Origin of the sequence: Streptacidiphilus jeojiense, assembly GCF_000719095.1 — a bacterium.
GTDB lineage: Bacteria > Actinomycetota > Actinomycetes > Streptomycetales > Streptomycetaceae > Streptacidiphilus > Streptacidiphilus jeojiensis.
The window spans coordinates 153,315-176,692 of record NZ_JOEH01000019.1; the positions used below are offsets into that span (position 1 = coordinate 153,315).

The following is a 23,378-nucleotide window of genomic DNA, read 5'->3' on the forward strand; positions in this document are numbered from 1 at the left end:
CTACTGGCCGAGGGCCCGCGGGCCGAGGTCGGTACGGGCAGGGAGGTGGGCCAGCCGGACCGAGGCGCCGAGGACGGCGAGACCGTGCGGGGCGACGACCACCGGCTCCAGGGTCAGCGCGGCGACCTCGGGCAGGTCGTCGACCAGCTGGGACACCCGCAGCAGCAGTTCCTCCAGGGCGTCGGTGTCGACCGGTTCGGCACCGCGCCAGCCGAACAGCAGCGGTGCCGCCTTGATCTCCCGGACCAGCCCGGCGACATCGCGGTCGGTGGCGGGGACGAGCCGGTGCGCCAGGTCGCCGAGGAGTTCGGAGGCGGCCCCGGCCAGACCGAAGGAGAGGATGGCGCCGACGGCGGGGTCCACGGTGGCGGAGACGGTGGTGTCCACCCCGCGCGCGGCCATCGGCTGCACCACCAGCCGGGCGTCCGGGCCCAGCAGCGCGGTGGTCTCCCGGTGGGCCCGGCGCAGCTCGGTCTCGTTGGCCAGGTCCAGCCGGACGCTGCCCAGGTCGGGGCGGTGCCGCAGACCGGGGGCGGTGGCCTTGAGGGCGACCGGGTAGCCGAGTTCGGCGGCTGCCGTGACAGCTGACTGCTCGTCGGCGGCCGGGCGGGCGCAGAGCACCCGGATGCCGTAGTGCGCCAGCAGCTCGGCCGAGGCCGTCTCGTCCAGCCGCACCTCGGAGGCGCTGCTCAGCGCGGTGGCGACCTGGCGTCGGGCCGGCGCCTCGGCGACTCCGTCCAGTTCGGGGATGCGGCCGGTGTCGGTGTTGGCCCGGCGCCAGGCGGAGTGGCGGACGGCGTGGGCCAGCGCGCGGACCGCGCGTTCGGGGCGGGGGTAGGCGGGGAGGCCGGGCCGCCCCAGCTCGGGCAGCGCCAGGTGGATCAGCAGCATCGGCTTGCCGGCGGCGGCGGCCCTGGTCGCGGCGGTGGCGAGGGCCTCGGCGACGGGGTCCAGGCCGGGCCCGCCCGCTCCTGGCCGGTCCGCCTCCAGCAGGCCCGAGCCGGGGAACCGGGGCAGCTCGGCGACGCCGATGGGCGGGATGACCACGGCGACCACGACATCGCTGTCGGGCCGGTCGACGGCGGCGGTCAGCCCCGCGGTGAAGTCCTCGGGGGTGGCGCTGGTGGTGAGGTCGACCGGCGGCAGCGGCCGCAGCCCGGCGCTGAGCGCCGCGTCATGGGTGAGCAGCCCGAGCGAGTCGGAGTTGCCGACGATCGCGATCCGGTCGCCGGCCGGCAGCGGCTGGTGGGCCAGCAGGTCGGCGGTGTCGTAGAGCTCGGTGATGGTGTCCACCCGGACCACCCCGGCCTGCTGGAACAGGGTGTCCACGGTGCTGTCGTCGATCCGGGTGACGGCGGCCGCATGGCCCGCCGGGACGCTTCCGGTGTGGCGGCCGCCCTTGATCACCACGATCGGCTTGTCGGCGGCGATCCGGCGGGCGATCCGGCTGAACTTGCGGGGGTTGCCGAAGGACTCCAGGTAGAGCAGGACGACCCGGGTGGCCTCGTCCTCCTCCCAGTACTGCAGCAGGTCGTTGCCGGAGACGTCGGCGCGGTTGCCTGCGGAGGCGAAAGAGGACAGGCCGAGGCCGCGCCGTTGGGCGGCCTCCAGCAGGGCGGCGCCGATGGCGCCGGACTGGCTGAAGACGCCGAGCGGGCCCCGGGCCGGGAGCTGCGGCGAGAGGGAGGCGTTGAGCCGGACCGCGGGGTCGGTGTTGAGCAGCCCGAAGGCGTTGGGACCGATCACCCGCATCCCGGCGGCCCGGGCCTGGCGGACCAGGTCGCGCTGCCGGGCCCGTCCGGTGACGCCGGTCTCGGCGTAGCCAGCGGTCACCACGACCAGACCCAGCACCCCGTGCGCCCCGCACTCGGCGACTACCGCCGGGACCTGGTCGGCGGGGACCGCGATCACCGCGAGGTCCACCGGGTCCGGCAGTTCGGCGAGGCTGCGACGGAGCGGGACGCCGTCCAGCTCGTCGGAGTCGGCGTTGCGGTTGACGGCCTGGACCCGTCCGGTGAAGCCGCTGCCGAGCAGGTTGCGCAGGACGCTGCGGCCGACGCCGCCCGGGCCCCGGCCCGCGCCGATGACCGCAACCGAGCCGGGGGCCAGCAGCCGCTGGACGGACTGGGCCTCGGCGCGGTGCTCGCGGGAGCGCATTACCGCGAGGGACTGCTCGGTGGGCTCCAGGTCCAGCTCGAAGTGCATCACCCCGTCGGCGAAGCTGCGGTGCTGGGTGTAGCCGGCGTCGGTGAAGACCTTGCCCATCTTGCGGTTGTCCGGCAGCACCTCGGCGATGAAGCGGCGGATGCCGCGCTCCCTGGCGACTGCGGCGATGTGCTCCAGCAGCGCGGAGGCGACGCCGCGGCCCTGGTGGGCGTCCTGGACCAGGAAGGCGACCTCGGCGTCGGTCCCGTCCTCGGCCGGGCGGCCGGTCCCGTCGATGCGGTCGAAGCGGACCGTGGCGATGATCTCGTCGCGGACCAGCACCGCCAGGCCGACCCGGTTGACGTAGTCGTGGTGGGTGAATCGGCGCACGTCGCGGTCGGAGAGCCGGGGGTAGGGCGCGAAGAAGCGGAAGTACTTGGAGCGGTCCGAGACCTCGGTGTAGAAGGCGACCAGCCGGCCCGCGTCGTCCGGGGTGAGCGGGCGGATCCGGGCGGTGCCGCCGTCACGCAGCACGATGTCCGCCTCCCAGTGGGCGGGGTAGGAGGGCGGCGCGTCCCCGGCCGGCGGGTCCTGCGTACTGGTCACGGGGTCAGGTTACGGGCTCCCCGGGCCGTCGGCCGCAGGATGCGCGGCGGGATGCGCGACGGCGGACCAGGCGGCAGGGTGGGGAGCAGCGGGGCCGTCCCGCCCGACCGGCGCAGGACCTTCGGCAGGGCCGGGACCTGCCGGGTTCATGCGAGAATGGTCTAGACAACTTGGACCACGAGATCCGGTTCGACCCGAGACTTGCCACCCGAAAGGCAGCGCATCATGGCTGAGCGCCACGTCACCATTGGCTGGGCCGAGGGCCTGCACGCCCGTCCCGCCTCCGTCTTCGTCCGTGCGGCCGGTGCCGTCGGCGTTCCGGTCACCATCTCCAAGGTCGGCGGCACCCCCGTCAACGCCGCCTCGATGCTGGCCCTGCTGGGCCTGGGCGCGCAGGGCGGCGAGGAGGTCGTGCTCGCCTCGGACGCCGAGGGCGCCGACGCCGCGCTGGACCGGATGGCCAAGCTGGTCAGCGAGGGCCTGGACGAGCTGCCCCCCGCCTGAACCGCTCCCGCCCCGGCCGGTCACGCGCCGGCGCCCGCCACGACCGGGGCCGGCCACCGGAAAGCCGCCTCCCCTCGCCCGGGGGGCGGCTTTCCCGCGTGGTGCCCTTGACCCCCGGGGTGCGCTGCTGCGAACGTGCCGCCGAGGGACCGCAGTGCGGCGGGCCCCGGGGAGGGAGTGCACCGTGGCGGACAGCGCCGACCAGGAGTTCGCCTACCAGGAGTTCGCGTACCAGGAGTTCAAGGCCGCGCGGGACCATCTGCTGCGGCACCGCGGCGACCTCGACGGAGCCCGGGACTTCCCCCGTCCCCGCGCGGAGCACTTCAACTGGGCCCTGGACTGGTTCGACCGCGAGGCGGCCGGGAACGACGCCGTCGCCCTCCGGGTGGTCGACCTGGACACCGACGGCGGCGTGCTGCGCGAGACCGCGCTGGGCTTCGCCGAGCTGAGCCGCCGTTCGGACCAGGTGGCCGGCTGGCTCGCCGCCCAGGGCGTCGGCCGCGGCGACCGGGTCCTGCTGCTGCTCGGCAACCGGGTCGCGCTGTGGGAGACCATGCTCGCCGCGATCAAACTCGGCGCCGTGGTCATCCCGGCCAGCACCCTGCTCTCCCCCGAGGACCTCGCCGACCGGGTGGCCCGCGGCGCGGTGCGCTTCGTCGTCGCCGAGGCGGCGCTGGTCGGCGGATTCGCCGCGGTCGACGGCCTGGGCACCGACTGGACCGGGATCACGGTCGACGGACCGGCCGAGCACTGGCTGCGCTACGAGGACGCCTACGCCCACGAGGGCGAGTTCCGGCCGTCCGGGGCCACCCGGGCCGACGACCCGCTGCTGCTCTACTTCACCTCCGGCACCACCAGCAGTCCCAAGCTGGTGCAGCACACCCACCGCTCGTATCCGGTGGGTCACCTCTCCACGATGTACTGGATCGGGCTGCGCCCCGGCGACGTCCACCTCAACGTCTCCTCCCCCGGCTGGGCCAAGCACGCCTGGAGCAACTTCTTCGCGCCGTGGAACGCCGGGGCCGAGATCCTGATCGTCAATCAGCCGCGCTTCGCCGCGCGCCCCCTGCTGGACGCCATGGCACGGCTCGGGGTCACCTCCTTCTGCGCGCCGCCCACGGTGTGGCGGATGCTAGTGTTGGAGGACCTGACGCGGTGGAAGGTGCCGCTGCGCGAGCTGGTCGGGGCCGGCGAGCCGCTGAACCCGGAGATCATCGAACGGGTCCGGGACGCCTGGGGCGTGCTGCTGCGGGACGGCTTCGGCCAGACCGAGACCACCGCGCAGGTGGGCAACCCGCCCGGGATCGAGGTCCGCCCCGGCTCGATGGGACTGCCGCTGCCCGGCTACGAGATCGCCCTGGTCGACCCGCTGACCGGCGTGGTCGTCACCGAGCCCGGTGCCGAGGGCGAGATCTGCCTGCCGCTGGCGAGCGAGCCGCTCGGCCTGATGACGGGCTACCAGGACGACCCGGAGCGGCAGGCCGAGGCCACCGCCGGCGGTTTCTACCACACCGGGGACGTGGCCTTCCGCGAGGCCGACGGCTACGTCACCTACGTCGGCCGAACTGACGACGTGTTCAAGTCGAGCGATTACCGGATCTCGCCGTTCGAGTTGGAGAGCGTGCTGATCGAGCACCCCGCGGTGGCCGAGGCCGCCGTGGTCCCCTCGCCCGACCCGGTGCGGCTGTCGGTGCCCAAGGCCTACCTGGTGACCGCCCCCGGCCACGAACCGGACGCGGAGACCGCGCGCTCCGTCCTGGAGTTCGCCAGGGCCCGGCTGGCCCCCTACAAGCGGGTCCGGCGGCTGGAGTTCGCGGCGCTGCCGAAGACGGTCTCCGGCAAGATCCGCAGGGTCGAACTGCGCGGGCGCGAGCACGATCTGCACGGCGGCCCGGAGGCCCCGGCGCGCGGTCCCGGCCGCGGCACCACCGAGTTCTGGGAGGAGGATTTCCCCCGGGAACAGCCCTGACCTCCGCCCTGTTGTGTTAACAACCGGTGACACAGCGGACGATGACGAATCTGCCACTCGCGCAACCACCCCCCGGCATGGTCTGATACGCCCACGACCCACGCGGCACAGACATTCCATGCCCCTGATGCACGTTCGGTCGCACCCGACCACGGCCATGGCCCCCGCCCTCACGGGCGCTGTGAACCTGTGTCACCACGAAGCCCTTCCACGTCCTGCCGGCCTTCGTCCTGGAGACACCGATTTGAACCACCCGCTGCGCATCTGGCTGAACCGGACCTACGCCGAGAACGCTTTCTTCATCGGCCTGTTGAGAGAGAACCGCGACGACGTCGAGCTGGAGATCCATGCCAGCCACGTCGACGCGGACTCGCCGGTGCTGAGGGCCGCCGACATCTCCTCACTGGAACCGGAACGGCTGTCACCCGCGGCGTACGTGGAGTTCGCCCTGGACTACTGCACCCGGCACGGCATCCAGCTGTTCCTGCCCCGGCTGCACCAGCACGCCGTCGCGACCCGGCGCGAGGACTTCGCCGCCGTGGGCACCACCGTGCTGAGCCCGCCGAGCGAGGCCATCGAGCTGTTCGACGACAAGGCGACGGCGTACGGCAAGCTGGCGGCGGCCGGTCTGCCGGTGCCGCCCTGGTGGCGGGTGCACGACGCGGACGAGCTGATGGCGGCCGTGGAGGAGATAGAGGCCGACGGCGGAAAGCCCTGCCTCAAGCCGGTGAGCGGCGCCGGCGGCGAGGGCTTCCGGGTGCTGTCGCGCAACCCCTTCTCGCTGGACCGGCTCGCCGGCGCGCCCAGCTGGTACGTGCCGCTGGAGCTGGTGGTCAAGGCGCTGGACGACGCGCCGCAGGAACGCCCGGTGGACTGGCTGGTGATGCCGCACCTGGCCGGCCCCGAGGTGTCGGTGGACTGCCTGGCCGACCGTGACGGCCGGCTGCGCAGCGCGGTCGGCCGCAGCAAGGAGGGCCGCCGGCGCGGGTTCACCCTGGACCCGGCCTACCTGGAACCCACCGAACTGCTGGTGGAGACCTTCGGGCTGGCCTATCTGACCAATGTTCAGTTCCGGCACCACAACGGCGTCCCGATGCTGCTGGACATCAACACCCGGCCCTCCGGCGGCCTGCACCAGCTGTCCCGGTGCGGGGTGAACTTCCCCTGGGCGGCGATGCAGCTGGCGCTGGGCCAGGAGCCGACCAACATCTCCGTCGGCCCGTCATCACTGGGCGAGGACTACACCCTGATATCGACGCCCTACCCGGCGCTGGCCCGGCAGCTGCCGATCCCGGCCCCGCGGCTCCCCTACGCCGAGGAGGCCACCGGTCAGGGACCGCGACCGGCCCAGGGCCCGGTCACCCAGGTCACCGGGATCATCGCGGAATCGGTGTGAGCAGCCCCACCCAACGCCGGCTGACACCGGAGCGGGCGGCGGACCTGGTGCGGCGCTCGCTCGGTCCGGACCGCCGGGTGACCGGGGCGTCCCCGCTGAGCGGCGGCGGCTTCGCCGCGGTCTGGCGGGTCGACCTGGACGACGGCAGCGCCGTGGTGCTCAAGACCGCACCTCCGGCCGGTGCGGTGCTGCTCCGCTACGAACAGGGGCTGCTGGCCGCGGAGGCGGAGTACTTCCGGCTGGTGCGGCACCAACTGGCCGGTGCCCCGGTCCCGGAGGTGCTGCACCTGGGCACCGACCGGGACCACTGCGACGGCGACTGGCTGGTGATGTCGCTGCTGCCGGGCACACCGCTCAGCGTGCTCCGCGACGGACCGGTCGCCGACGGCGCCGTCCGCTACGAACTGGGCCGGGTCCTGGCCCGGTTGCACACCCTGGACGGCCCCTTCTTCGGCTACCCCGGCGAGGGCCGCCGCTCCGCACCGACCTGGCGGGCCGCGTTCCTCGGGATCATCGACGACCTGCTCGACGATGCGGACCGGCTGGGCTCCGAACTCCCGGTGCCGGCGGCCGGGATCCGACGGACCATCAGCGCGGCCTCCGGCGTCCTGGACGAGGTGAAGCGGCCCACCCCGGTCCACTTCGACCTGTGGGACGGCAATGTCCTCGCCGAACCACGCCTGGACGGCACCGGCCTGCGGCTGTCCGGACTGGTGGACGGGGAGCGCTGGCTCTACGGCGACCCGCTGGTGGACTTCGTCTCACCGGTGCTCTTCGGCGCCATCGAGGAGGAGGACGGCCACCCGCTGCTGCGCGGCTACGCCTCGGTCGCCTCGGTCGCCGCGGAGCAGGGCGACTGGACCTGGGAGCCGGGGGCCGTGGCCCGGGTCCGGCTCTACCGGGCCTGGCTCTACCTGGTGATGAACGTGGAGATACCGACCCGGGGGCCGATGGCGTCCGAACACCGCACCGGCCTGGCCGGGCTACTGAAGAAGGCGCTGGACGCGGTCGCCGAATCCTCGGGCTGACACCGCGTCCAACGGCACGTTCTCCGGCGTTGCGGCGCCGTCAGTGCCCTCGGGCGATCCACTCCCCCAGCGACGGGGCCTCGGCGCCGATGGTGGTGCTGTCGCCGTGGCCGGTGCGGACCACCGTCTGCGGCGGCAGCGTCAGCAGCCGGTCCCGGATCGAGTCGATGATGGTCGGGAAGTGCGAGTAGGAGCGTCCGGTGGCACCCGGGCCGCCGTGGAACAGGGTGTCCCCGGAGAACAGCGTGCCCAGCTCCTCGCCGTACAGGCAGACCGCGCCGGGACTGTGGCCGGGGGTGTGCAGCACGGTGAGGGCGGTGCCGGCCACCTCGATCCGCTGTCCGTCCGTCAGGGTGCCGTCCGGAGCGCGGTCCGGATGCGTCTGCTTCCACAGCGGGAGGTCGTCCGGGTGCAGCAGGATCGGCGCACCGGTGCGCGCCGCCAGGGCCGGAGCGGCGTCGACGTGGTCGTTGTGGGCATGGCTGCAGACGATCGCCAGCAGCCGCCGCTGCCCCAGCGCCGCGGCGATGGCCTCGGCGTCGTGCGCCGCGTCGATCACCACCGCCTCGCTGTCGTCGCCGACGATCCAGACGTTGTTGTCGACCTCCCAACTGCCGCCGTCGAGGTCGAAGGTGCCGGAGGTGACCAGGTGCTCGATCCTGGCGGTGCGGCCGGCCATCAGAAGACCACCACCGAGCGCAGCACCTCGCCCTTCTGCATCCGGGCGAACGCCTCCTCCACGCCGTCCAGCGGGATCGTCTCGGAGACGAAGGCGTCCAGGTCCAGCCGTCCCTGCAGATAGAGGTCGATCAGCATCGGGAAGTCCCGGCTGGGCAGGCAGTCGCCGTACCAGGAGGACTTCAGCGAGCCGCCGCGGCCGAAGACGTCCAGCAGCGGCAGCTCCAGCGTCATCTCCGGGGTGGGCACCCCGACCAGGACCACCGTGCCGGCCAGGTCCCGGGCGTAGAAGGCCTGCTTGTAGGTCTCCGGACGGCCGACCGCCTCGATGACCACATCGGCGCCGTTGCCGCCGGTCAGCTCGCGGACCGCCTCCACCGGGTCCGTGCTGCGGGAGTTGACGGAGTGGGTGGCGCCCAGCCGCAGCGCCGTGGCCAGCTTGTTGTCGTCGATGTCCACCGCGATGATCCGCGCCGCCCCCGCCAGCCGGGCGCCCATCACCGCCGCGTTGCCGACCCCGCCGCAGCCGATGACCGCGACGGTGTCCCCGCGCGACACGTTCCCGGTGTTCATCGCCGCGCCCAGACCTGCCATCACCCCGCAGCCCAGCAGCCCGGCCGCGGCCGGCGAGGCGGCCGGATCCACCTTGGTGCACTGGCCGGCCGCGACCAGGGTCTTCTCCACGAAGGCCCCGATCCCCAGGGCCGGGGACAGCTCCGTGCCGTCCTCCAGCGTCATCTTCTGCCCGGCGTTGTGCGTGTTGAAGCAGTACTGCGGCCGCCCGCGCCGACAGGCACGGCACTGGCCGCAGACCGCACGCCAGTTGAGGATCACGAAATCCCCGGGCGCCACCTCGGTGACGCCCGCGCCCACGGTCTCCACGATCCCGGCGGCCTCATGCCCCAGCAGGAACGGGAAGTCGTCGTTGATGCCCCCCTCGCGGTAGTGCAGATCGGTGTGGCACACACCGCAGGCCTGCACCCGCACCACGGCCTCGCCCGGCCCTGGGTCGGGCACGACCACGGTCTCGATCCGGACCGGTGCGCCCTTGCCCGGGGCGATCACTCCGCGTACACGCTGGGGCATGGTGCTGACTCCCTCTGTCGTCTTCGGCAGTACCGCTGCAGGGTGCGGCCGGAAGAACCCGCCAGGATGGGTCCTCCCGGCCGCACCCCCACCCTGCCCGATACACCTGTCAACGCACCATCGCTGCGGCTCGTTACAATGCCCCGCGCCGTTGCTGGTGACGGCGCCCGACCGAAAGGGGCCGCAGCGTGCGCGCATCGCTACCCGCCGTCAGGGCACTCGCGCTGCTCCTCTGCTTCTACCTGATCACCGTCGGTGCACTGGCCGCGATCGTGGGCCTGGACATCGGACTGACCGCCGCGTCGAACCACCAGGGCGGCCTGGCTCTGGTGGAGACCTGGGGAGTCAGCCTGGTACTGGCGTATCCGCTGGTCCGCGGCCTGCTCGTGGGACTCTCCGGCAGTCGCACGCGCCGGTCCGGAGTACGGGTCCGACCCGGGGACCAGCCACGGCTCTGGCAGCGGGTCGAACGGACGGCGCAGGCGATGGGCGTCCGACCGCCCGCCGAGATCTGGCTGGTCGACCACCCCCAGGCCGCGGTGTCACAGGACTCCCGGCTGCTGGGCCTCGTCCCGGGACGGCGGCGGATGGTCCTCGGGCTGCCCCTGCTGCACGGTCTGACCGCCTCCGAACTCGACGCGGTGGTCGCCCACGAGCTGGGCCACTTCGCCCACGGCGACACCCGGCTGAGCGCGCTGACCACCCGAAACCGCGCGGGCCTGCAGCAGGTCCTCAGCCGATACAGCAGCGAGGACGGCGGCCCGGGCCAGTGGCTCAACGGGGTCTTCGCCGGCTACGCCCGCTTCTGCCTGCGCAGCAGCCAGGCCACCGCCCGCCGACAGGAACTCGCCGCCGACACCGCGGCCGCACGGTTCGCGGGCCCGGACGCCCTGATCGGCACGCTGCGGGCGACGGTGACCATGACCCGGGCGCACCACGGCTACCTGAGCGGATTCCGGGACATCGGCAGGGAGCTGGGACTGGCTCCGCAGGCGGACCAGGTCTACCCGGGTTTCCAGGCCTTTCTGCAGAGCGGCTCCTGGCGGCAGGAGCAGGACCGGCTGACGGACGATCCGCCCGGGGCACGGCAGTCGCCCTACGACTCCCACCCGCCCATGGCCGAACGCATCGAGCGGCTGCGGCAGCTGCCCGCGCGCGATGCGTGCGCTGCGGACCCCACCCCCGCCCACACCCTGCTGGACCGCCCCACCGAGACCTGCGCCATGGTCGTCGCCTCCCGCCCCGGCGCGGCCGACCAGCGCGAGGTCGACTGGGACACCCTGGCGGCCGCCGCCGGCCGCGCCGAGCTGGACCGGGAGACCGCGGGCCTCCGCGACGCCGCCAGAGCCATCCTGCGACGCCGACCGGACCAGCTGCCGGCGCTCCTCGACGCCGTCGACGAGGGGCGCTGGAAGGAGATCGCCGACTGGATGCCCCGCGAGGGCATGTCCCGCACCGTCAGCTCCGACGCCGGCCGCTCGATGACCGAGTCCGCCGCAGCCGACGCCCTCTACTCCTGGGCCCTGACCACCCTGGTCGACCAGGGCCGGGGCCGCTGGCTGCTCAACTGGGACCAGGGCCACCACCTCGACCTCGACCCCGGCCTGGACGCAACCCTCGGCCCCGCCCTGGACACCGCCCTCGATCCCGGAGCCCGGGACACCACACCCCTCCGCCGGCTCCTCCGTCTCGACCAGCAGGTCAGCCCTTGACGCAGACGACCTGCTTGAGCTGGGCGACGACCTCGACCAGGTCGGTCTGCTGGGCCATCACCTTCTCGATCGGCTTGTACGCGCCCGGGATCTCGTCCACGACGCCGGAGTCCTTGCGGCACTCCACGCCCCGGGTCTGCTCCTCCAGGTCCCGCACGCCGAACTTCCGCTTGGCCGCCGACCGGCTCATCTTCCGGCCTGCGCCGTGCGAGGCCGAGTTGAAGGCGCTGTCGTTGCCCAGGCCCTTGACGATGTAGGACCCCGTTCCCATCGAGCCCGGGATGATGCCGAAGTCCCCCGAGCCGGCCCGGATCGCTCCCTTACGGGTGACCAGCAGGTCCTGGCCGTCGTACCGCTCCTCGCTGACGTAGTTGTGGTGGCAGCTGATCACCTGGTCGAAGGCGACCTTCGCCTTGGGGAACTCCTTGCGGACGACGTCCTGGAACAGCGCCATCATCACCGCACGGTTGTGCTTGGCGTACTCCTGTGCCCAGAACAGGTCCTCGCGGTAGGCCCGCATCTGCGGTGTGTCCGCGATGAAGACCGCGAGGTCGCGGTCGACCAGGCCCTGGTTGTGGGGCAGGCCGTGGGCGATGCCCATGTGGTGCTCCGCCAGTTCCTTGCCGATGTTGCGCGAGCCGGAGTGCAGCATCAGCCAGACCGCGCCGGACTTGTCCGTGCAGACCTCGATGAAGTGGTTGCCCGACCCGAGCGTGCCCATCTGCTGCATCGCCCGCTCTCGACGCCACTTGACCGCGTCCGCGACGCCGTCGAAGCGGGTCCAGAAGTCGTCCCAGCCGCTGGTCGGGAAGGCGTGCAGCTTGCGCGGGTCGACCGGGTCGGAGTGCAGGCCGCGGCCGACCGGGATGGTCCGCTCGATGGCCGAGCGCAGCCGGCCGAGGTTGTCGGGCAGGTCGCGGGCGGTGAGCGAGGTCTTGACCGCGCTCATCCCGCAGCCGATGTCGACGCCGACCGCGGCCGGGCAGACCGCGCCCTTCATGGCGATGACGGAGCCCACGGTGGCGCCCTTGCCGAGGTGCACGTCCGGCATCACGGCGAGGCCGGCGATCCAGGGCAGCGAGGAGATGTTCCGCAGCTGCTGCATGGCCTGGCCCTCGACGGTGGCCGGGTCCGTCCACATCCGGATCGGGACCCGGACGCCCGGTACTTCGGTGTACGACATGCTTGATCGACCTCCGCGGTCGGGGAGAGTTGAGACTACGTCAGAAGTGCGTCCGGACACGGACGCAGAGATGTACCGGCTAGCGCCTGGTACAGGCAGTGGAGGGGCGTCGCCCGGGGGAGGAGCAGGCGCTGAAACGCCCGCGGATCGACTCGACCCACATGGTGACCGCCTCCTCCCCACTGCCCACGGACCGGCGGTGGTGCCGGTCGCATGCACCATCTAGCCATGGCCGACCGCGGCGGCGCAAAGGGATATCGGGGCAGGCGGGAACGCAGCGGCCCCCGCCTCGAAGGAACGAGGCGGGGGCCGCTGCGTGGTTACTGAGTGTGCGTCAGTGCGCGATCACCGGGATGGAGGCCTCGCCGATCTCCTCGCCCGCGCCACCGGCCGGCGGGGCGACGGCGTCGCGCCCGGCGGTCACCAGGGTGGCGACGATGGCGGCCGAGACGAGCAGGATGCCGACGGCGAACCAGATCGCCATCACGTAGCCGTGCACCTGCGCCTGGGCGATCAGCCCCGGGGTGGTCGCGTGGTGCGACTTCCCCCAGCTGGTGGTGGCGTTGACGGCGATGGTGCTCAGCAGCGCCGTACCGATGGAGCCGCCGATCTGCTGCGAGGTGTTGATCATCGCCGAGGCGACGCCGGCGTCGCGCGGGGCGATCCGGTAGGTGGCCAGGCTCATGGCGGGCATGAACGCGGTACCCATGCCCAGACCCAGCAGCAGGAAGCCGGGGAGCAGCGTCCCGGCGTAGGAGCTGTTGACCGAGAGCTGGGTGAGGATCAGCATGCCGATGGCCGCGACCACGAAGCCGGGGCCCATCAGCAGCCGGGCCGGGACCCGGTTCATCAGGCGGGCGCCGATCTGGGTCGACCCGATGATCATGCCCGCGATCATCGGCAGGAACGCCACGCCGGTCATGACCGGCGAGTAGTTCTTGACCAGCTGCAGGTAGTACGTGAGGAAGAGGAACAGGCCGAACATGCCGATCACGGCCAGGCCCAGCGAGAGGTAGACGCCACCGCGGTTGCGGTCGGTGATGACCCGGAGCGGCAGCAGCGGTGCCTTGACCTTGCCCTCGACCACGACGAAGGCGGCGAGCAGCACGGCGGAGGCGATGAACATGCCGATGGTGATCGGGGCGCCCCAGCCGTCGCCGGGGGTGGAGGCCTTGGTGAAGCCGTACACCAGGGCGACCAGACCGGTGGTGGCGAGCAGCACGCCGGGGATGTCGAGGCGGTCGCGGTTGCGGCCCTCCTCGCGCTCGTGGATGTACAGGGCCGCGCCGACTGCCGCGACGATCGCGAAGGCGATGTTCACGAACAGGGCCCAGCGCCAGTTGACGTACTGGGTGAGCACACCGCCGAGGATCAGACCGACGGCGCCACCGGCGCCGGCGATGGCACCGAAGATGCCGAACGCCTGTGCGCGCTCCTTGGCCTCGGTGAAGGTGACCGCCAGCAGCGACAGGGCCGCGGGGGCCAGCAGTGCGCCGAAGACGCCCTGCAGGGCGCGGGCGCCGAGCAGCATGCCCTCGTTGACGGCGGCGCCGCCCAGGGCCGAGGCGGCGGCGAAGCCGATCAGGCCGAGGATGAAGGCGCGCTTGCGGCCCCAGAGGTCCGAGATGCGTCCGCCGAAGAGCAGCAGGCCACCGAAGGCGAGACTGTAGGCGGTGATCACCCACTGGCGGTTGGCGTCCGAGATGTGCAGGGACGCCTGGGCGTGCGGCAGGGCGATGTTCACGACGGTGGCGTCGAGCACCACCATCAGCTGGGCGATGGCTATGAAGGCGAGCGCCTTCCAGCGCTGTGGATCGGGTTCGAGCGCGACGGGCTGAGCCGTCTGATCTGTCTTGGACATGACTTTTCCCATGGCTGTGTAGGCATGTGTGAACTAGGGCCGGCACGCGGTGGTCGCGTGCCCGAGATCCGCCGCCGAGGTGCCGGCGGTTGTTGGTGCGATTCGGCTCAGCGAGTGGTCATTGCTGCGGGCCCGTCGGCACGGCGCACTGGCCGCGGAGGTCCTGCAGGGTGGCGGGCTGTCCCGGGAGGACGGAGCGCTGCGGTGCGCGCAGTCCGTCCAGGACCAGCTGGATGTACCGGTGGACGAATTGGACGTGCAGGAGGGGTGTCGTTCCCGGGAGCGGCCGGGCGATCTGCGAGGCCAGGATCATGACGTCGCCGGGGGCGACGTCGGTACGCAGCGTGCCGTCCGCCTGGGCTTCGTCGAAGAGCCGTTCGACCACGTTGTCGAGGCGGTTGCGGGCGGCCAGCAGCTCGGGGTCGTCGACGTCCATCCACTCCGAGAACATCGGGCAGAGGGCGCCGACCTTCCATTCCACCGCACCGTGGACGATCGCCTCGAGTGCCGCGAAGGCGTCGGGGGCCTCGGCGGCGATCGTCTCCGCCTCCTTGGCCATGGTGCCGAAGACGGACAGGACGACACTGCGGGCGAGTTCGCGCCGGTCGGGGAAGTGCCGGTAGAGCGTGGCATTGCCGATGCCTGCCCTGCGGGCGATCTCGTCCAGCGGCACGTCCGCCCCGAACTCGACGAACGCCTCCTGCGCCGCGGCGACGATGCGCTCGCGGTTGCGGGTGGCGTCCGCACGCAGGCGCGGGGTGCCGGGCTTGACGGCGGTCTGGCTGACCATGGTGGCGCTCCTCTACCTGCTCCGGGTCCTGGCGGACGACGGTCAACAACCGGGGATTTCCTCCCCGCTTCATTCAGTCAATCAGCTAAACGGGGAGGAGCTCCCCGGAAATCCCGCTATCGGGTGTGACCTGAGTCACATTCACAGCTGTCTCATATATCGATCGCTGGGTCCGCCAGTCGGACGGTAGGGTGCAGCCGACTCGGGAGGTCCAGACCAGTGACGGCAGAGGCGGCGGCAGCGGCGACGGAAGAGGCCACGGCGCAGGCGGGGACGCCCGAAGGGGTGGGCGGCGCGCTGACCCGGATCGGACGGGTGCTGCGGCGCCGTGACTTCCGCTGGTGGTTCGGCAGCCAGGTGCTCGGCGCCTCGGGAGCGGCGACCCAGGCCGTCGCCCTCTCCTGGGTGGTGCTGCAGAACACCGGCAACGCCTTCTGGCTCAGTGTGGTGACCGTGTGCACCTGGGGACCGATGCTGGCGCTCAGCCCCTGGGCCGGCGCCCTGGTCGACCGCCACGACCGCCGCCAGGTCCTGCTGGTGACGCAGTCACTGCTGCTGGTCAGCAGCCTGACCCTGGGCGTGCTGGCCGCCACCACCCGGTTGCCGCTGTGGCTGATGCTGGGCATGTCGCTGCTGGCCGGATCGGTCGGCGCGGTGGACGGCCCGGCCCGGCAGGTCTACATCGTGGACCTGGTCGGCCGGGAGGGGGTCGCCAGCGCGATCGGGCTGTGGGAGGTCGTGATCAACTCCTCCCGGGTGCTGGGACCGGCCTTCGGCGGCCTGCTGCTGGCCACCAGCGGTGCGGCCGGCTGCTTCCTGGCCAACGCCCTGACCTTCCTCGGCCCGCTCTTCGTGCTGTGGCGGCTGCAGCCCCAGTCCCACGAGAAGCTGGTGCGACCGCCGAAGCAGCCCCGGGCGATCCGCTCCGGCCTGCGCTACGCCTGGCGCACCCCGGTGGTCCGGGCCTGCCTGCCGATGGCCGCCGCCAGCGGCATGCTGTTCACCATGGGCATCGCGCTCACCCCGCTGGCCACCAGGTCACTGCACCTGGGCGGCGGCGGATACGGGGCGCTGATGGCCATGTTCGGGGTCGGCGCGCTGCCCGGGGCCCTGCTGGCGGCAGGCACCAGCGCCCCCAGCGGCGCCCGGGTGCGGACGCTCTGCGTGGCCACCGGGGTGTGCGTGCTGCTGGTCGCCTGGTCCCCCACCCTGGTGCTGACCTTCGCCGCGATGGCGCTGACCGGCTTCGCCTCGATCTGGTTCATCGCCACCGCCAACACCCTGGTGCAGCTGCGCACCGAACCGGGGATGCTGGGCCGCGTGATGGGCCTGTGGAGCATGGCGCTGCCGGGAACCACCACCCTGACCGGCTTCCTGATCTCCGGCATCGGCGAGAGCCTCGGCGCCCGGGCCGGCTTCTCCTGCTCGGGCGTGGCCCTGCTGCTCTCCGCCCTGCTCGGCTGGCGCGCCCTCGCCGACCGCGGCTGAGCCGGACCCGCCGCCGCGGTTCGGCGGCGGGTCCGGACCGGCTCGCGGACCGACCGGCCTCGCGAGCCCGCCGGCTGCGGGTCAGCTGTGCACGACGGTGACCTCGCCCAGGCCGAGGTCCTTGAGCGGCCCGGCGATTGACGCCGCGTCACCCACGAGTACGGTGACCAGCCGGTCCGGCGGGAAGGCCGCCACCACGGCGGCGGTGGCCTCGGCCGTGGTGGTCTCCGCGAGACGGCGGTAGACCTGCGCCTGGTAGTCGTCGGGCAGGCCCTGCTCCACCTGGTCGGCCAGGGTGGAGCAGACCGCCGAGGCGGTCTCGTAGCGCAGCGGGGCGACGCCGACCAGGTTCTGCACGGCGACGTCGCGCTCCTCGTCGGTGAGCCCCTCGGCGGCGAGGGTGCGCAGGATGGTCCAGGTGTCGGCGAGCGCGGGGACCGTGGAGTCGGTGTCCACCGAGCCCGAGATCGCCAGCATGGCCCGGCCGGTGCCGTCCGCCGCCGAGCGCAGCGGCTGGGCGAAGGACCGCACCCCGTAGGTGTAGCCCTTCTCCTCGCGCAGGACCCGGTCCAGCCGCGAGGTGAGGGTGCCGCCGAGGCAGTAGGTGCCGATGGTCTGCGCCGCCCACGAGGGGTCGTGCCGGTCCGGGCCGATCCGGCCGATCAGCAGCTGGGTCTGCACCGATCCGGGCCGGTCCACGATGATCACCCGGCCGCTGTCGTCCGCGGTGACCGGCTGCGGGAGCGAGGGGGTGCCGGCGTCGCCGGTCCAGGCGCCGAGGGTCTCGGCGAGGACCGCGTCGAAGTCGACGGCCGCGAAGTCGCCGACGATGACGGCGGTCGCGGTGGCCGGGCGGACGTGCGCGGCGTAGAAGGCCGCGACGGCGTCCCGGTCGATGCCCTTGACGGTGTCCGCGGTGCCGGCGCGCGGCCGGGAGATCCGGTCCGCCGCGTCGAACAGGCTTCCGTACAGCGCGAAGGCGGCCCGGCGGCCGGGGTTGGCCAGCTCGTGCACGATCTCGTCCAGGCGGTTGGCGACCACCCGCTCGATCTCGTCGGCCGGCAGCGCGGGGGCACGGACCGCCTCGGCGAGCAGGGTGAGGCCGCGCTCCAGGCGGGAGGCCGGGACCTCCAGCGAGAGCCGCAGGCTGGTGTGGTCGGCGTGGGCGTCCAGGGTGGCCCCGGCGCGCTCCAGCTCACCGGCGAACTCCTCGGCGCTGAGGCTCTCGGTGCCCTCGGAGAACGAGCGGGCGAGGATGGTGGCGACGCCGTCGAGGCCGGCCGGCTCCGCCGACAGCGGGGCGTCCAGCAGCAGGTCGACGGCGACCAGCTGCTGTCCCGGCCGGTCGCAGCGCAGCACGGTCAGGCCGTTGGGCAGGGTGCTGCGGGTCGGCGCGGGGAACGCCCAGGGGGTGGCCTCGCCCGGCTCGGGGCGCGGGTGGAACGTCATGGTGGGCGCGATGGTCATGCGGTCACGTCCTCGGCGGCGTCGTTCTCGGTGGAGTCGCTGTCGGTGGAGTCGCTGTCGGCGAGTTCGTCCTCGGCCGGTTCGTAGGTCAGCACGGCCCGGTTCTCCGGCGTCAGATACCGGGCGGCGACGGCCCGGACCTCCTCGGCGGTGATGTCCAGGACCTTGGCCAACGCGGTGTTCAGCAGCTTGGGGTCGCCGAACAGCACCGCGTAGCGGCACAGTTCGTCGGCGCGTCCGTGGACCGTGTCCAGGCTGTCCAGCCACTCGCGCTCGACCTGCGCCTGGGCGCGCTCCAGTTCCTGCGGCGTCGGGCCCTCGGCCGCGAAGCGGGCGAGCTCCTCGTCCACGGCCGCCTCGACGTCCGCGATGGAGGCCTCGCCGGAGGTCTTGGCGTCCAGCCAGCCCAGCGAGGGGGCGCCGGACAGCCGCAGCAGTCCGAAGCCGGCGGTGACGGCGGTGCGGTCGCGGCGGACCAGCCGGTTGTACAGCCGGCTGGACTCGCCGGAGCCGAGCACGGTCAGCGCGAGGTCGGCGGCGTCGGCCTCGCGGGTGCCGTCCAGCGGCAGCAGGTAGGCGGCCATCAGCGCCTGCGAGGGCACCTCCTCGACCAGGTGCTGGCGCAGCACCGCTCCGGGCTCCCGGCTGACGGTGCGTCCGTCGCGCGGCGGGCGCTTGCCGTCGTGCGCGGGGATGCTGCCGAAGTACTTCTCGATCCAGGCGAGAGTCTGCTCCGGGTCGATGTCGCCCACCACGGACAGCACCGCGTTGTTCGGCGCGTAGTACGTCCTGAAGAAGTCCTGGGCGTCGGTCAGCGTGGCCGCGTCCAGATCCGCCATCGAGCCGATGGGGGTGTGGTGGTAGGGGTGGCCGTCCGGGAAGGCCATGCCGACCAGGCGTTCGAAGGCGGTTCCGTAGGGCACGTTGTCGTAGCGCTGGCGGCGCTCGTTCTTGACCACCGCGCGCTGGTTGTCCAGTCCGGTCAGGTCCAGCGCGGAGAGCAGCGAGCCCATCCGGTCGGCCTCCAGCCACAGGGCCAGCTCCACCTGGTGCGCGGGCATGGTCTCGAAGTAGTTGGTGCGCTCGAAGCTGGTGGTGCCGTTGAGAGAGCCGCCGGCGCCCTGGACCAGCTCGAAGTGGCCGTTGCCGGGGACGGACGCGGAGCCCTGGAACATCAGGTGCTCGAACAGGTGCGCAAGTCCGGTGCGGCCGGCGACCTCGTGCCTGGAGCCGACGTCGTACCAGAGGCACACGGCGGCGACCGGGGTGAGATGGTCCTCGGAGAGCACCACCCGTAGCCCGTTGGCCAGGGTGTGTTCCATGATGACGAATCCGTCGGTGGTGCTGGGGGCCGTGTTGGCCATCCGCTCCTCGTCCTTCCGGTCGCTGTCTTGCTCGGGGGGTCCATTGTGGTCCAACGCGGGCGGGCTCCGAAGTGTGCTCGTGTTCGCTGCGAGCGTGGCGGGTGCGGAGCACGACGCCGGCCCCCGAACGATCGGAGCCGCTGCGAGCGTGGCCTCTGCGCGGCGCTGTCGGCACCAGGGTCCACAATGGGGTCTGCCCGTACCGGAACAGAACTAGCAATTGGCAAGGGAGCCCCGCCGCGATGGCCCGCCGCAGTTCGCAGACCCCACCGCCCGAGGATTTCGAGGAGCGGATCCTCGACATCGATGTCGTGGACGAGATGCAGGGCTCCTTCCTGGAGTACGCCTACTCCGTGATCTACTCGCGCGCCCTTCCCGACGCGCGGGACGGACTCAAGCCCGTGCACCGCCGGGTGCTCTACCAGGCCAACGAGATGGGCCTGCGCCCGGACCGCTCCCATGTGAAGAGCGCCCGCGTGGTCGGCGAGGTGATGGGCCGGCTGCACCCGCACGGTGACGCCTCCATCTACGACACCCTGGTGCGGATGGCCCAGCCGTTCTCCATGCGGCTGCCGCTGATCGACGGTCACGGCAACTTCGGCTCGCTCGGCAACGACGACCCGCCGGCCGCGATGCGCTACACCGAGTCCCGGCTGACCGCCGCCTCGATGGCGATGGTGGAGTCGATCGACGAGGACACCGTCGACTTCAGCCCCAACTACGACGGCAGCGAGCAGGAGCCCGGCGTCCTCCCGTCGGCCTTCCCCAACCTGCTGGTGAACGGTGCGACCGGGATCGCGGTCGGCATGGCGACCAACATGCCGCCGCACAACCTCGGCGAGGTGGTGGCCGCAGCCAGGCATCTGATCCGGTATCCGAACGCCGACCTGGACGCGCTGATGCGCTTCATCCCCGGCCCCGACCTGCCCACCGGCGGCCGGATCGTCGGGCTGAGCGGCATCAGGGACGCCTACGAGAGCGGCCGCGGCACCTTCAAGATCCGGGCCAAGGTCACCGTCGAGGACGTCACCCCGCGCCGCAAGGGCCTGGTGGTGACCGAGCTCCCGTACAACGTGGGGCCCGAGAAGGTCATCGCCAAGATCAAGGACCTGGTCAACGCCAAGAAGCTCCAGGGCGTCTCCGACATCAAGGACCTGACGGACCGCTCGCACGGCCTGCGGCTGGTCATCGAGGTCAAGAACGGCTTCGTCCCCGAGGCGCTGCTGGAGCAGCTCTACCGGCTCACGCCGATGGAGGAGTCCTTCGGCATCAACAACGTGGCGCTGGTGGACGGGCAGCCGCTGACGCTGGGCCTGAAGGAGCTGCTGGAGGTCTACGTCGACCACCGCTTCGAGGTGGTCCGACGCCGCTCCGACTTCCGCCGCCGCAAGCGCCAGGAGCGGCTGCACCTGGTCGAGGGCCTGCTGGTGGCGCTGCTGGACATCGACGAGGTCATCGCGATCATCCGGGCCAGCGACAACACCGCGATGGCCAAGGAGCGCCTGATGGAGCGCTTCTCGCTGTCCGAGACGCAGACCGTCTACATCCTGGACACCCCGCTGCGCCGGCTCACCCGCTTCGACCAGGTCGAGCTGGAGGCGGAGCAGGACAAGCTGCACAACGAGATCCAGGCGCTGACCGAGATCCTGGAGTCGGACACGGTGCTGCGCAAGGTCGTCTCCGACGAGCTGGCGGCGGTGGCGAAGAAGTTCGGCACCGAGCGGCGCACCGTACTGCTGGAAGCGGGCGCCGTGCCGACGGCGGCGGTGCCGCTGGAGGTCGCCGACGACCCGTGCCGGGTGCTGCTGTCCTCGACCGGGCTGCTGGCCCGGACCGCCGACGCGGTGCAGACGGTCGACTCCGAGAGCGGCCGGGCCAGGCACGACGTGATCGTCTCGGCGGTGGCCGCCACCGCACGGGCCGACATCGGCGCGGTCACCACGGCCGGACGGGTGCTGCGGCTGCCGGTGATCGACCTGCCGTCGCTGCCGCCCAGCTCCACCACGCCGACGCTGTCCGGCGGCGCCCCGGTGTCGGAGTTCCTCAAGCTGGACGCGGGCGAGCGGGTGCTGGCGCTGACCACGCTGGACGAGTCCTCGCCCGGCCTGGCGCTCGGCACCGAGCAGGGCGTGGTCAAGCGGGTGGTTCCGGACTGGCCGGAGAACAAGGACGAGTTCGAGGTGATCGGCCTCAAGGACGGCGACCGGCTGGTCGGCGCGGTGGAGCTGCGCACCGGCGAGGAGGACCTGGTGTTCATCAGCTCCGACGCGCAGCTGCTGCGGTTCCAGGCCTCGCAGGTCCGGCCGCAGGGGCGGCCGGCCGGCGGCATGGCCGGGATCAAGCTCGCCGACGGCGCGACGGTGCTCTCGTTCACGGCGGTGGACCCGTCCGGCGAGGGCGTGGTGGTGACGGTCGCGGGTTCCTCCTCGGACACCCTGGAGGGGCTGGGCGGCCTGGGCACCGCCAAGGCGACGCCCTTCGACCAGTACCCGCGCAAGGGGCGGGCCACCGGCGGGGTGCGCTGCCAGCGGTTCCTGAAGGGCGAGGACAAGCTGGTGCTCGCCTGGGCCGGCGCGACCCCCGCCCGCGCCGCCACCGCCAACGGCTCCCCCGCCGAACTCCCCGGCCGCGACCCCCGCCGCGACGGCTCGGGGGTCCCGCTGGCCAAGGAGATCTCCGCGGTCGCCGGCCCGGCGTAGGCCGCGCAGGGGCGCACCGGAGGGCGTACAGAGGCACGAACGAGGGGTGCGTCAGGGATTTCACCGTCCCTGAGGCACCCCTCCGACGCACCGTCACCGGGGGTACCTGGCCGGGCCCGAGCGCCGCCGAACTGCGCGGTAACCGCAGTTTCCGGCGCTCCCCCACGGGCATCCCAACCTATGAAGGCAGCCGGGTCGTACCCACCACCCGAACGCCCATGGCCGACCGGCCAGCGTTGCTCGGCAGTCATGCGTACATCCACCCAGGCGCTGTCGCGAGTCCCTTGTTGTCGAACCTGACTCCGGCACGCCCTGGCACGGATCGGGGGTCCCCGTGGACAGCGGCGAGGAAACGCGAGGAACAGTCTGGCGGTACCTACTCGGAACTCTTGCCGGCCTGGCCGCTCTGGCCGTTGTCGTGGTGTCCTGCGTCGCGCTCAGCGGCTGGATGAACCGCTCCGTGGAGACCGTCTGGGGCGGCAACCGCGCCGTACAACTCGGCACGGTGGGCCAGTACTTCGACGCGGGCAGCGCGGTGTTCTCCGGGCTGGCGCTACTCCTGGTCATCGGCACGACGGTGATGCAGCGCAAGGAGCTCGCGATGCAGCGGGACGCACTGAGCAAGTCCCACTGGGAGCTCCGGCGCTCGGCCGAGGCCGACCTGCGGCGACTCCACATGGAGTTGATCAAGATGGCGATCGACGACCCGGCGCTTGCGGATGTCTGGGGAGACTACCGCCCAGGAATTCCACCAGAACGGAAACGTCAGTATCTATACGCCAATCTGATCTTCTCTCACATGTACTTGAACCATAAACTGGCGGTCGCCGATGACGTCGAGATGCTGGCCCACCTCCGAGTGATCACCAAGAGTGAGATCTTCCGGGAATACTGGGCTGAGACCATAGGGAGCCGGGCCCCGCTGAGCGATGAATCAGCAGAGCGGATCTTTGGTCGTCTTGTGGACCAAGCCATCGCAGAGCCATGGCCGGATGAAGCCGAGGGCCCACAGGCCATCTGACGGAACATCACACCCAATCGTTGGCATAACGATCATTCGCTTTGACATGTGTAACGGTATGTTGGTAACTACTCATGCGTGCCATTTGATTCCCTCGGGCCGAGCGCGCCCCACCGTCCCAGACACACCCCGGCCGAGGCCACCCCCGTAGTCATGCGAAGGGTCGGCGCCAGCCCACGCGAGCGGGGCAGTATGAACGGAGGGAACTGTCCAGATATCTTCGAACTGTCGGACGGCCGATTCGCTGTCATCGGCACGGAGATGACCGCAGAGCTTGACAGCTTGCTACCCCAGGACGCCTCACGTGCCGACTACGAGAAGATCGTCGTCATCAGTCGGGACACCCTTCTGCGCGCAAAGGCGGATATTCCCGATATGTAA

General features: G+C 72.0%; 17 protein-coding genes. 9 read left to right on the plus strand and 8 right to left on the minus strand.

The annotated features are described in order from the left end of the window. Positions 1-2,751, minus strand: coding sequence for a bifunctional acetate--CoA ligase family protein/GNAT family N-acetyltransferase (locus IF29_RS0124880; RefSeq protein ID WP_030259020.1), 2,751 nt, complete (start codon positions 2,749-2,751; stop codon positions 1-3). A gap of 225 nt (positions 2,752-2,976) precedes the next feature. Between IF29_RS0124880 and IF29_RS0124885 the strand changes: the two genes are divergently transcribed. From IF29_RS0124885 to IF29_RS0124900, 4 genes are all read left to right on the plus strand, one after another. After that, positions 2,977-3,255 carry an HPr family phosphocarrier protein gene (locus IF29_RS0124885; RefSeq protein WP_030259022.1) on the plus strand — a complete coding sequence of 93 codons (279 nt, stop codon included), beginning with the start codon at positions 2,977-2,979 and terminating at the stop codon, positions 3,253-3,255. Positions 3,256-3,439: 184 nt separating this feature from the next. Continuing rightward, positions 3,440-5,224, plus strand: coding sequence for an AMP-binding protein (locus IF29_RS0124890; protein WP_051725906.1), 1,785 nt, complete (start codon positions 3,440-3,442; stop codon positions 5,222-5,224). Positions 5,225-5,468: 244 nt separating this feature from the next. Beyond that, complete coding sequence (locus IF29_RS0124895) at positions 5,469-6,620, plus strand: ATP-grasp domain-containing protein (protein ID WP_051725907.1); 1,152 nt, start codon at positions 5,469-5,471, stop codon at positions 6,618-6,620. Further along, on the plus strand, positions 6,617-7,648 hold the full coding sequence (locus tag IF29_RS0124900) for a phosphotransferase family protein (RefSeq protein ID WP_030259029.1): 1,032 nt from the start codon (positions 6,617-6,619) through the stop codon (positions 7,646-7,648). The genes IF29_RS0124895 and IF29_RS0124900 overlap by 4 nt, the downstream gene beginning before the upstream one ends. Positions 7,649-7,688: 40 nt before the next feature. Here the strand turns inward: IF29_RS0124900 and IF29_RS0124905 are convergent, their stop codons facing one another. After that, the gene (locus tag IF29_RS0124905; RefSeq protein WP_030259030.1) at positions 7,689-8,327 is read right to left on the minus strand and encodes an MBL fold metallo-hydrolase; all 639 of its coding nucleotides are present in this window, start codon (positions 8,325-8,327) and stop codon (positions 7,689-7,691) included. After that, entirely contained in the window at positions 8,327-9,412 is a 1,086-nt protein-coding gene (locus IF29_RS0124910; protein ID WP_030259033.1) for an S-(hydroxymethyl)mycothiol dehydrogenase, read from the minus strand. The genes IF29_RS0124905 and IF29_RS0124910 overlap by 1 nt, the downstream gene beginning before the upstream one ends. Positions 9,413-9,600: 188 nt before the next feature. Between IF29_RS0124910 and IF29_RS0124915 the strand changes: the two genes are divergently transcribed. Next, positions 9,601-11,124, plus strand: coding sequence for a M48 family metalloprotease (locus tag IF29_RS0124915; protein ID WP_030259035.1), 1,524 nt, complete (start codon positions 9,601-9,603; stop codon positions 11,122-11,124). On the opposite strand, the gene IF29_RS0124920 is transcribed toward IF29_RS0124915, so the two are convergent. The 3 genes from IF29_RS0124920 to IF29_RS0124930 all read right to left on the minus strand — a co-directional run bounded on the left by IF29_RS0124920 (position 11,114) and on the right by IF29_RS0124930 (position 14,958). Then, positions 11,114-12,307, minus strand: a complete 1,194-nt coding sequence (locus IF29_RS0124920) for an RtcB family protein (protein ID WP_030259037.1) — start codon at positions 12,305-12,307, stop codon at positions 11,114-11,116. The two genes, IF29_RS0124915 and IF29_RS0124920, sit on opposite strands and share 11 nt — an antisense overlap. A 334-nt stretch (positions 12,308-12,641) precedes the next feature. Further along, the gene (locus IF29_RS0124925; RefSeq protein WP_030259039.1) at positions 12,642-14,168 is read right to left on the minus strand and encodes an MFS transporter; all 1,527 of its coding nucleotides are present in this window, start codon (positions 14,166-14,168) and stop codon (positions 12,642-12,644) included. Between the two features lie 118 nt (positions 14,169-14,286). Next, entirely contained in the window at positions 14,287-14,958 is a 672-nt protein-coding gene (locus IF29_RS0124930) for a TetR/AcrR family transcriptional regulator (protein ID WP_030259042.1), read from the minus strand. 219 nt (positions 14,959-15,177) lie between these two features. Here IF29_RS0124930 and IF29_RS0124935 point away from each other — a divergent pair, with 219 nt between their 5' ends. Further along, entirely contained in the window at positions 15,178-16,446 is a 1,269-nt protein-coding gene (locus IF29_RS0124935; RefSeq protein ID WP_157623914.1) for an MFS transporter, read from the plus strand. Positions 16,447-16,527: 81 nt separating this feature from the next. On the opposite strand, the gene IF29_RS0124940 is transcribed toward IF29_RS0124935, so the two are convergent. Beyond that, entirely contained in the window at positions 16,528-17,913 is a 1,386-nt protein-coding gene (locus IF29_RS0124940) for a M16 family metallopeptidase (RefSeq protein ID WP_030259047.1), read from the minus strand. Beyond that, a complete protein-coding gene (locus tag IF29_RS0124945) occupies positions 17,910-19,277 on the minus strand; it encodes a M16 family metallopeptidase (protein WP_030259049.1) in 1,368 nt (455 codons plus the stop codon). The genes IF29_RS0124940 and IF29_RS0124945 overlap by 4 nt, the downstream gene beginning before the upstream one ends. A 242-nt stretch (positions 19,278-19,519) precedes the next feature. Between IF29_RS0124945 and IF29_RS0124950 the strand changes: the two genes are divergently transcribed. From IF29_RS0124950 to IF29_RS47885, 3 genes are all read left to right on the plus strand, one after another. Next, positions 19,520-21,976, plus strand: a complete 2,457-nt coding sequence (locus tag IF29_RS0124950) for a DNA gyrase/topoisomerase IV subunit A (RefSeq protein ID WP_030259052.1) — start codon at positions 19,520-19,522, stop codon at positions 21,974-21,976. Positions 21,977-22,310: 334 nt separating this feature from the next. After that, positions 22,311-22,997: a DUF6082 family protein gene (locus IF29_RS0124955; protein WP_051725909.1), complete on the plus strand. Its 687-nt coding sequence runs from the start codon at positions 22,311-22,313 to the stop codon at positions 22,995-22,997. Positions 22,998-23,150: 153 nt separating this feature from the next. Beyond that, positions 23,151-23,378 (plus strand): hypothetical protein, encoded by a 228-nt coding sequence (locus tag IF29_RS47885; protein ID WP_030259056.1) that lies wholly within the window; start codon positions 23,151-23,153, stop codon positions 23,376-23,378.

Coding starts and splice junctions, on each gene's coding strand:
- IF29_RS0124885 (WP_030259022.1), top strand. CDS start 2,977: ATGGCTGAGCGCCACGTCACCATTGGCTGGGCCGAGGGCCTGCACGCC.
- IF29_RS0124905 (WP_030259030.1), bottom strand. CDS start 8,327: ATGGCCGGCCGCACCGCCAGGATCGAGCACCTGGTCACCTCCGGCACC.
- IF29_RS0124910 (WP_030259033.1), bottom strand. CDS start 9,412: ATGCCCCAGCGTGTACGCGGAGTGATCGCCCCGGGCAAGGGCGCACCG.
- IF29_RS0124920 (WP_030259037.1), bottom strand. CDS start 12,307: ATGTCGTACACCGAAGTACCGGGCGTCCGGGTCCCGATCCGGATGTGG.
- IF29_RS0124925 (WP_030259039.1), bottom strand. CDS start 14,168: ATGTCCAAGACAGATCAGACGGCTCAGCCCGTCGCGCTCGAACCCGAT.
- IF29_RS0124930 (WP_030259042.1), bottom strand. CDS start 14,958: ATGGTCAGCCAGACCGCCGTCAAGCCCGGCACCCCGCGCCTGCGTGCG.
- IF29_RS0124940 (WP_030259047.1), bottom strand. CDS start 17,913: ATGACCATCGCGCCCACCATGACGTTCCACCCGCGCCCCGAGCCGGGC.
- IF29_RS0124945 (WP_030259049.1), bottom strand. CDS start 19,277: ATGGCCAACACGGCCCCCAGCACCACCGACGGATTCGTCATCATGGAA.
- IF29_RS0124950 (WP_030259052.1), top strand. CDS start 19,520: ATGGCCCGCCGCAGTTCGCAGACCCCACCGCCCGAGGATTTCGAGGAG.
- IF29_RS47885 (WP_030259056.1), top strand. CDS start 23,151: ATGCGAAGGGTCGGCGCCAGCCCACGCGAGCGGGGCAGTATGAACGGA.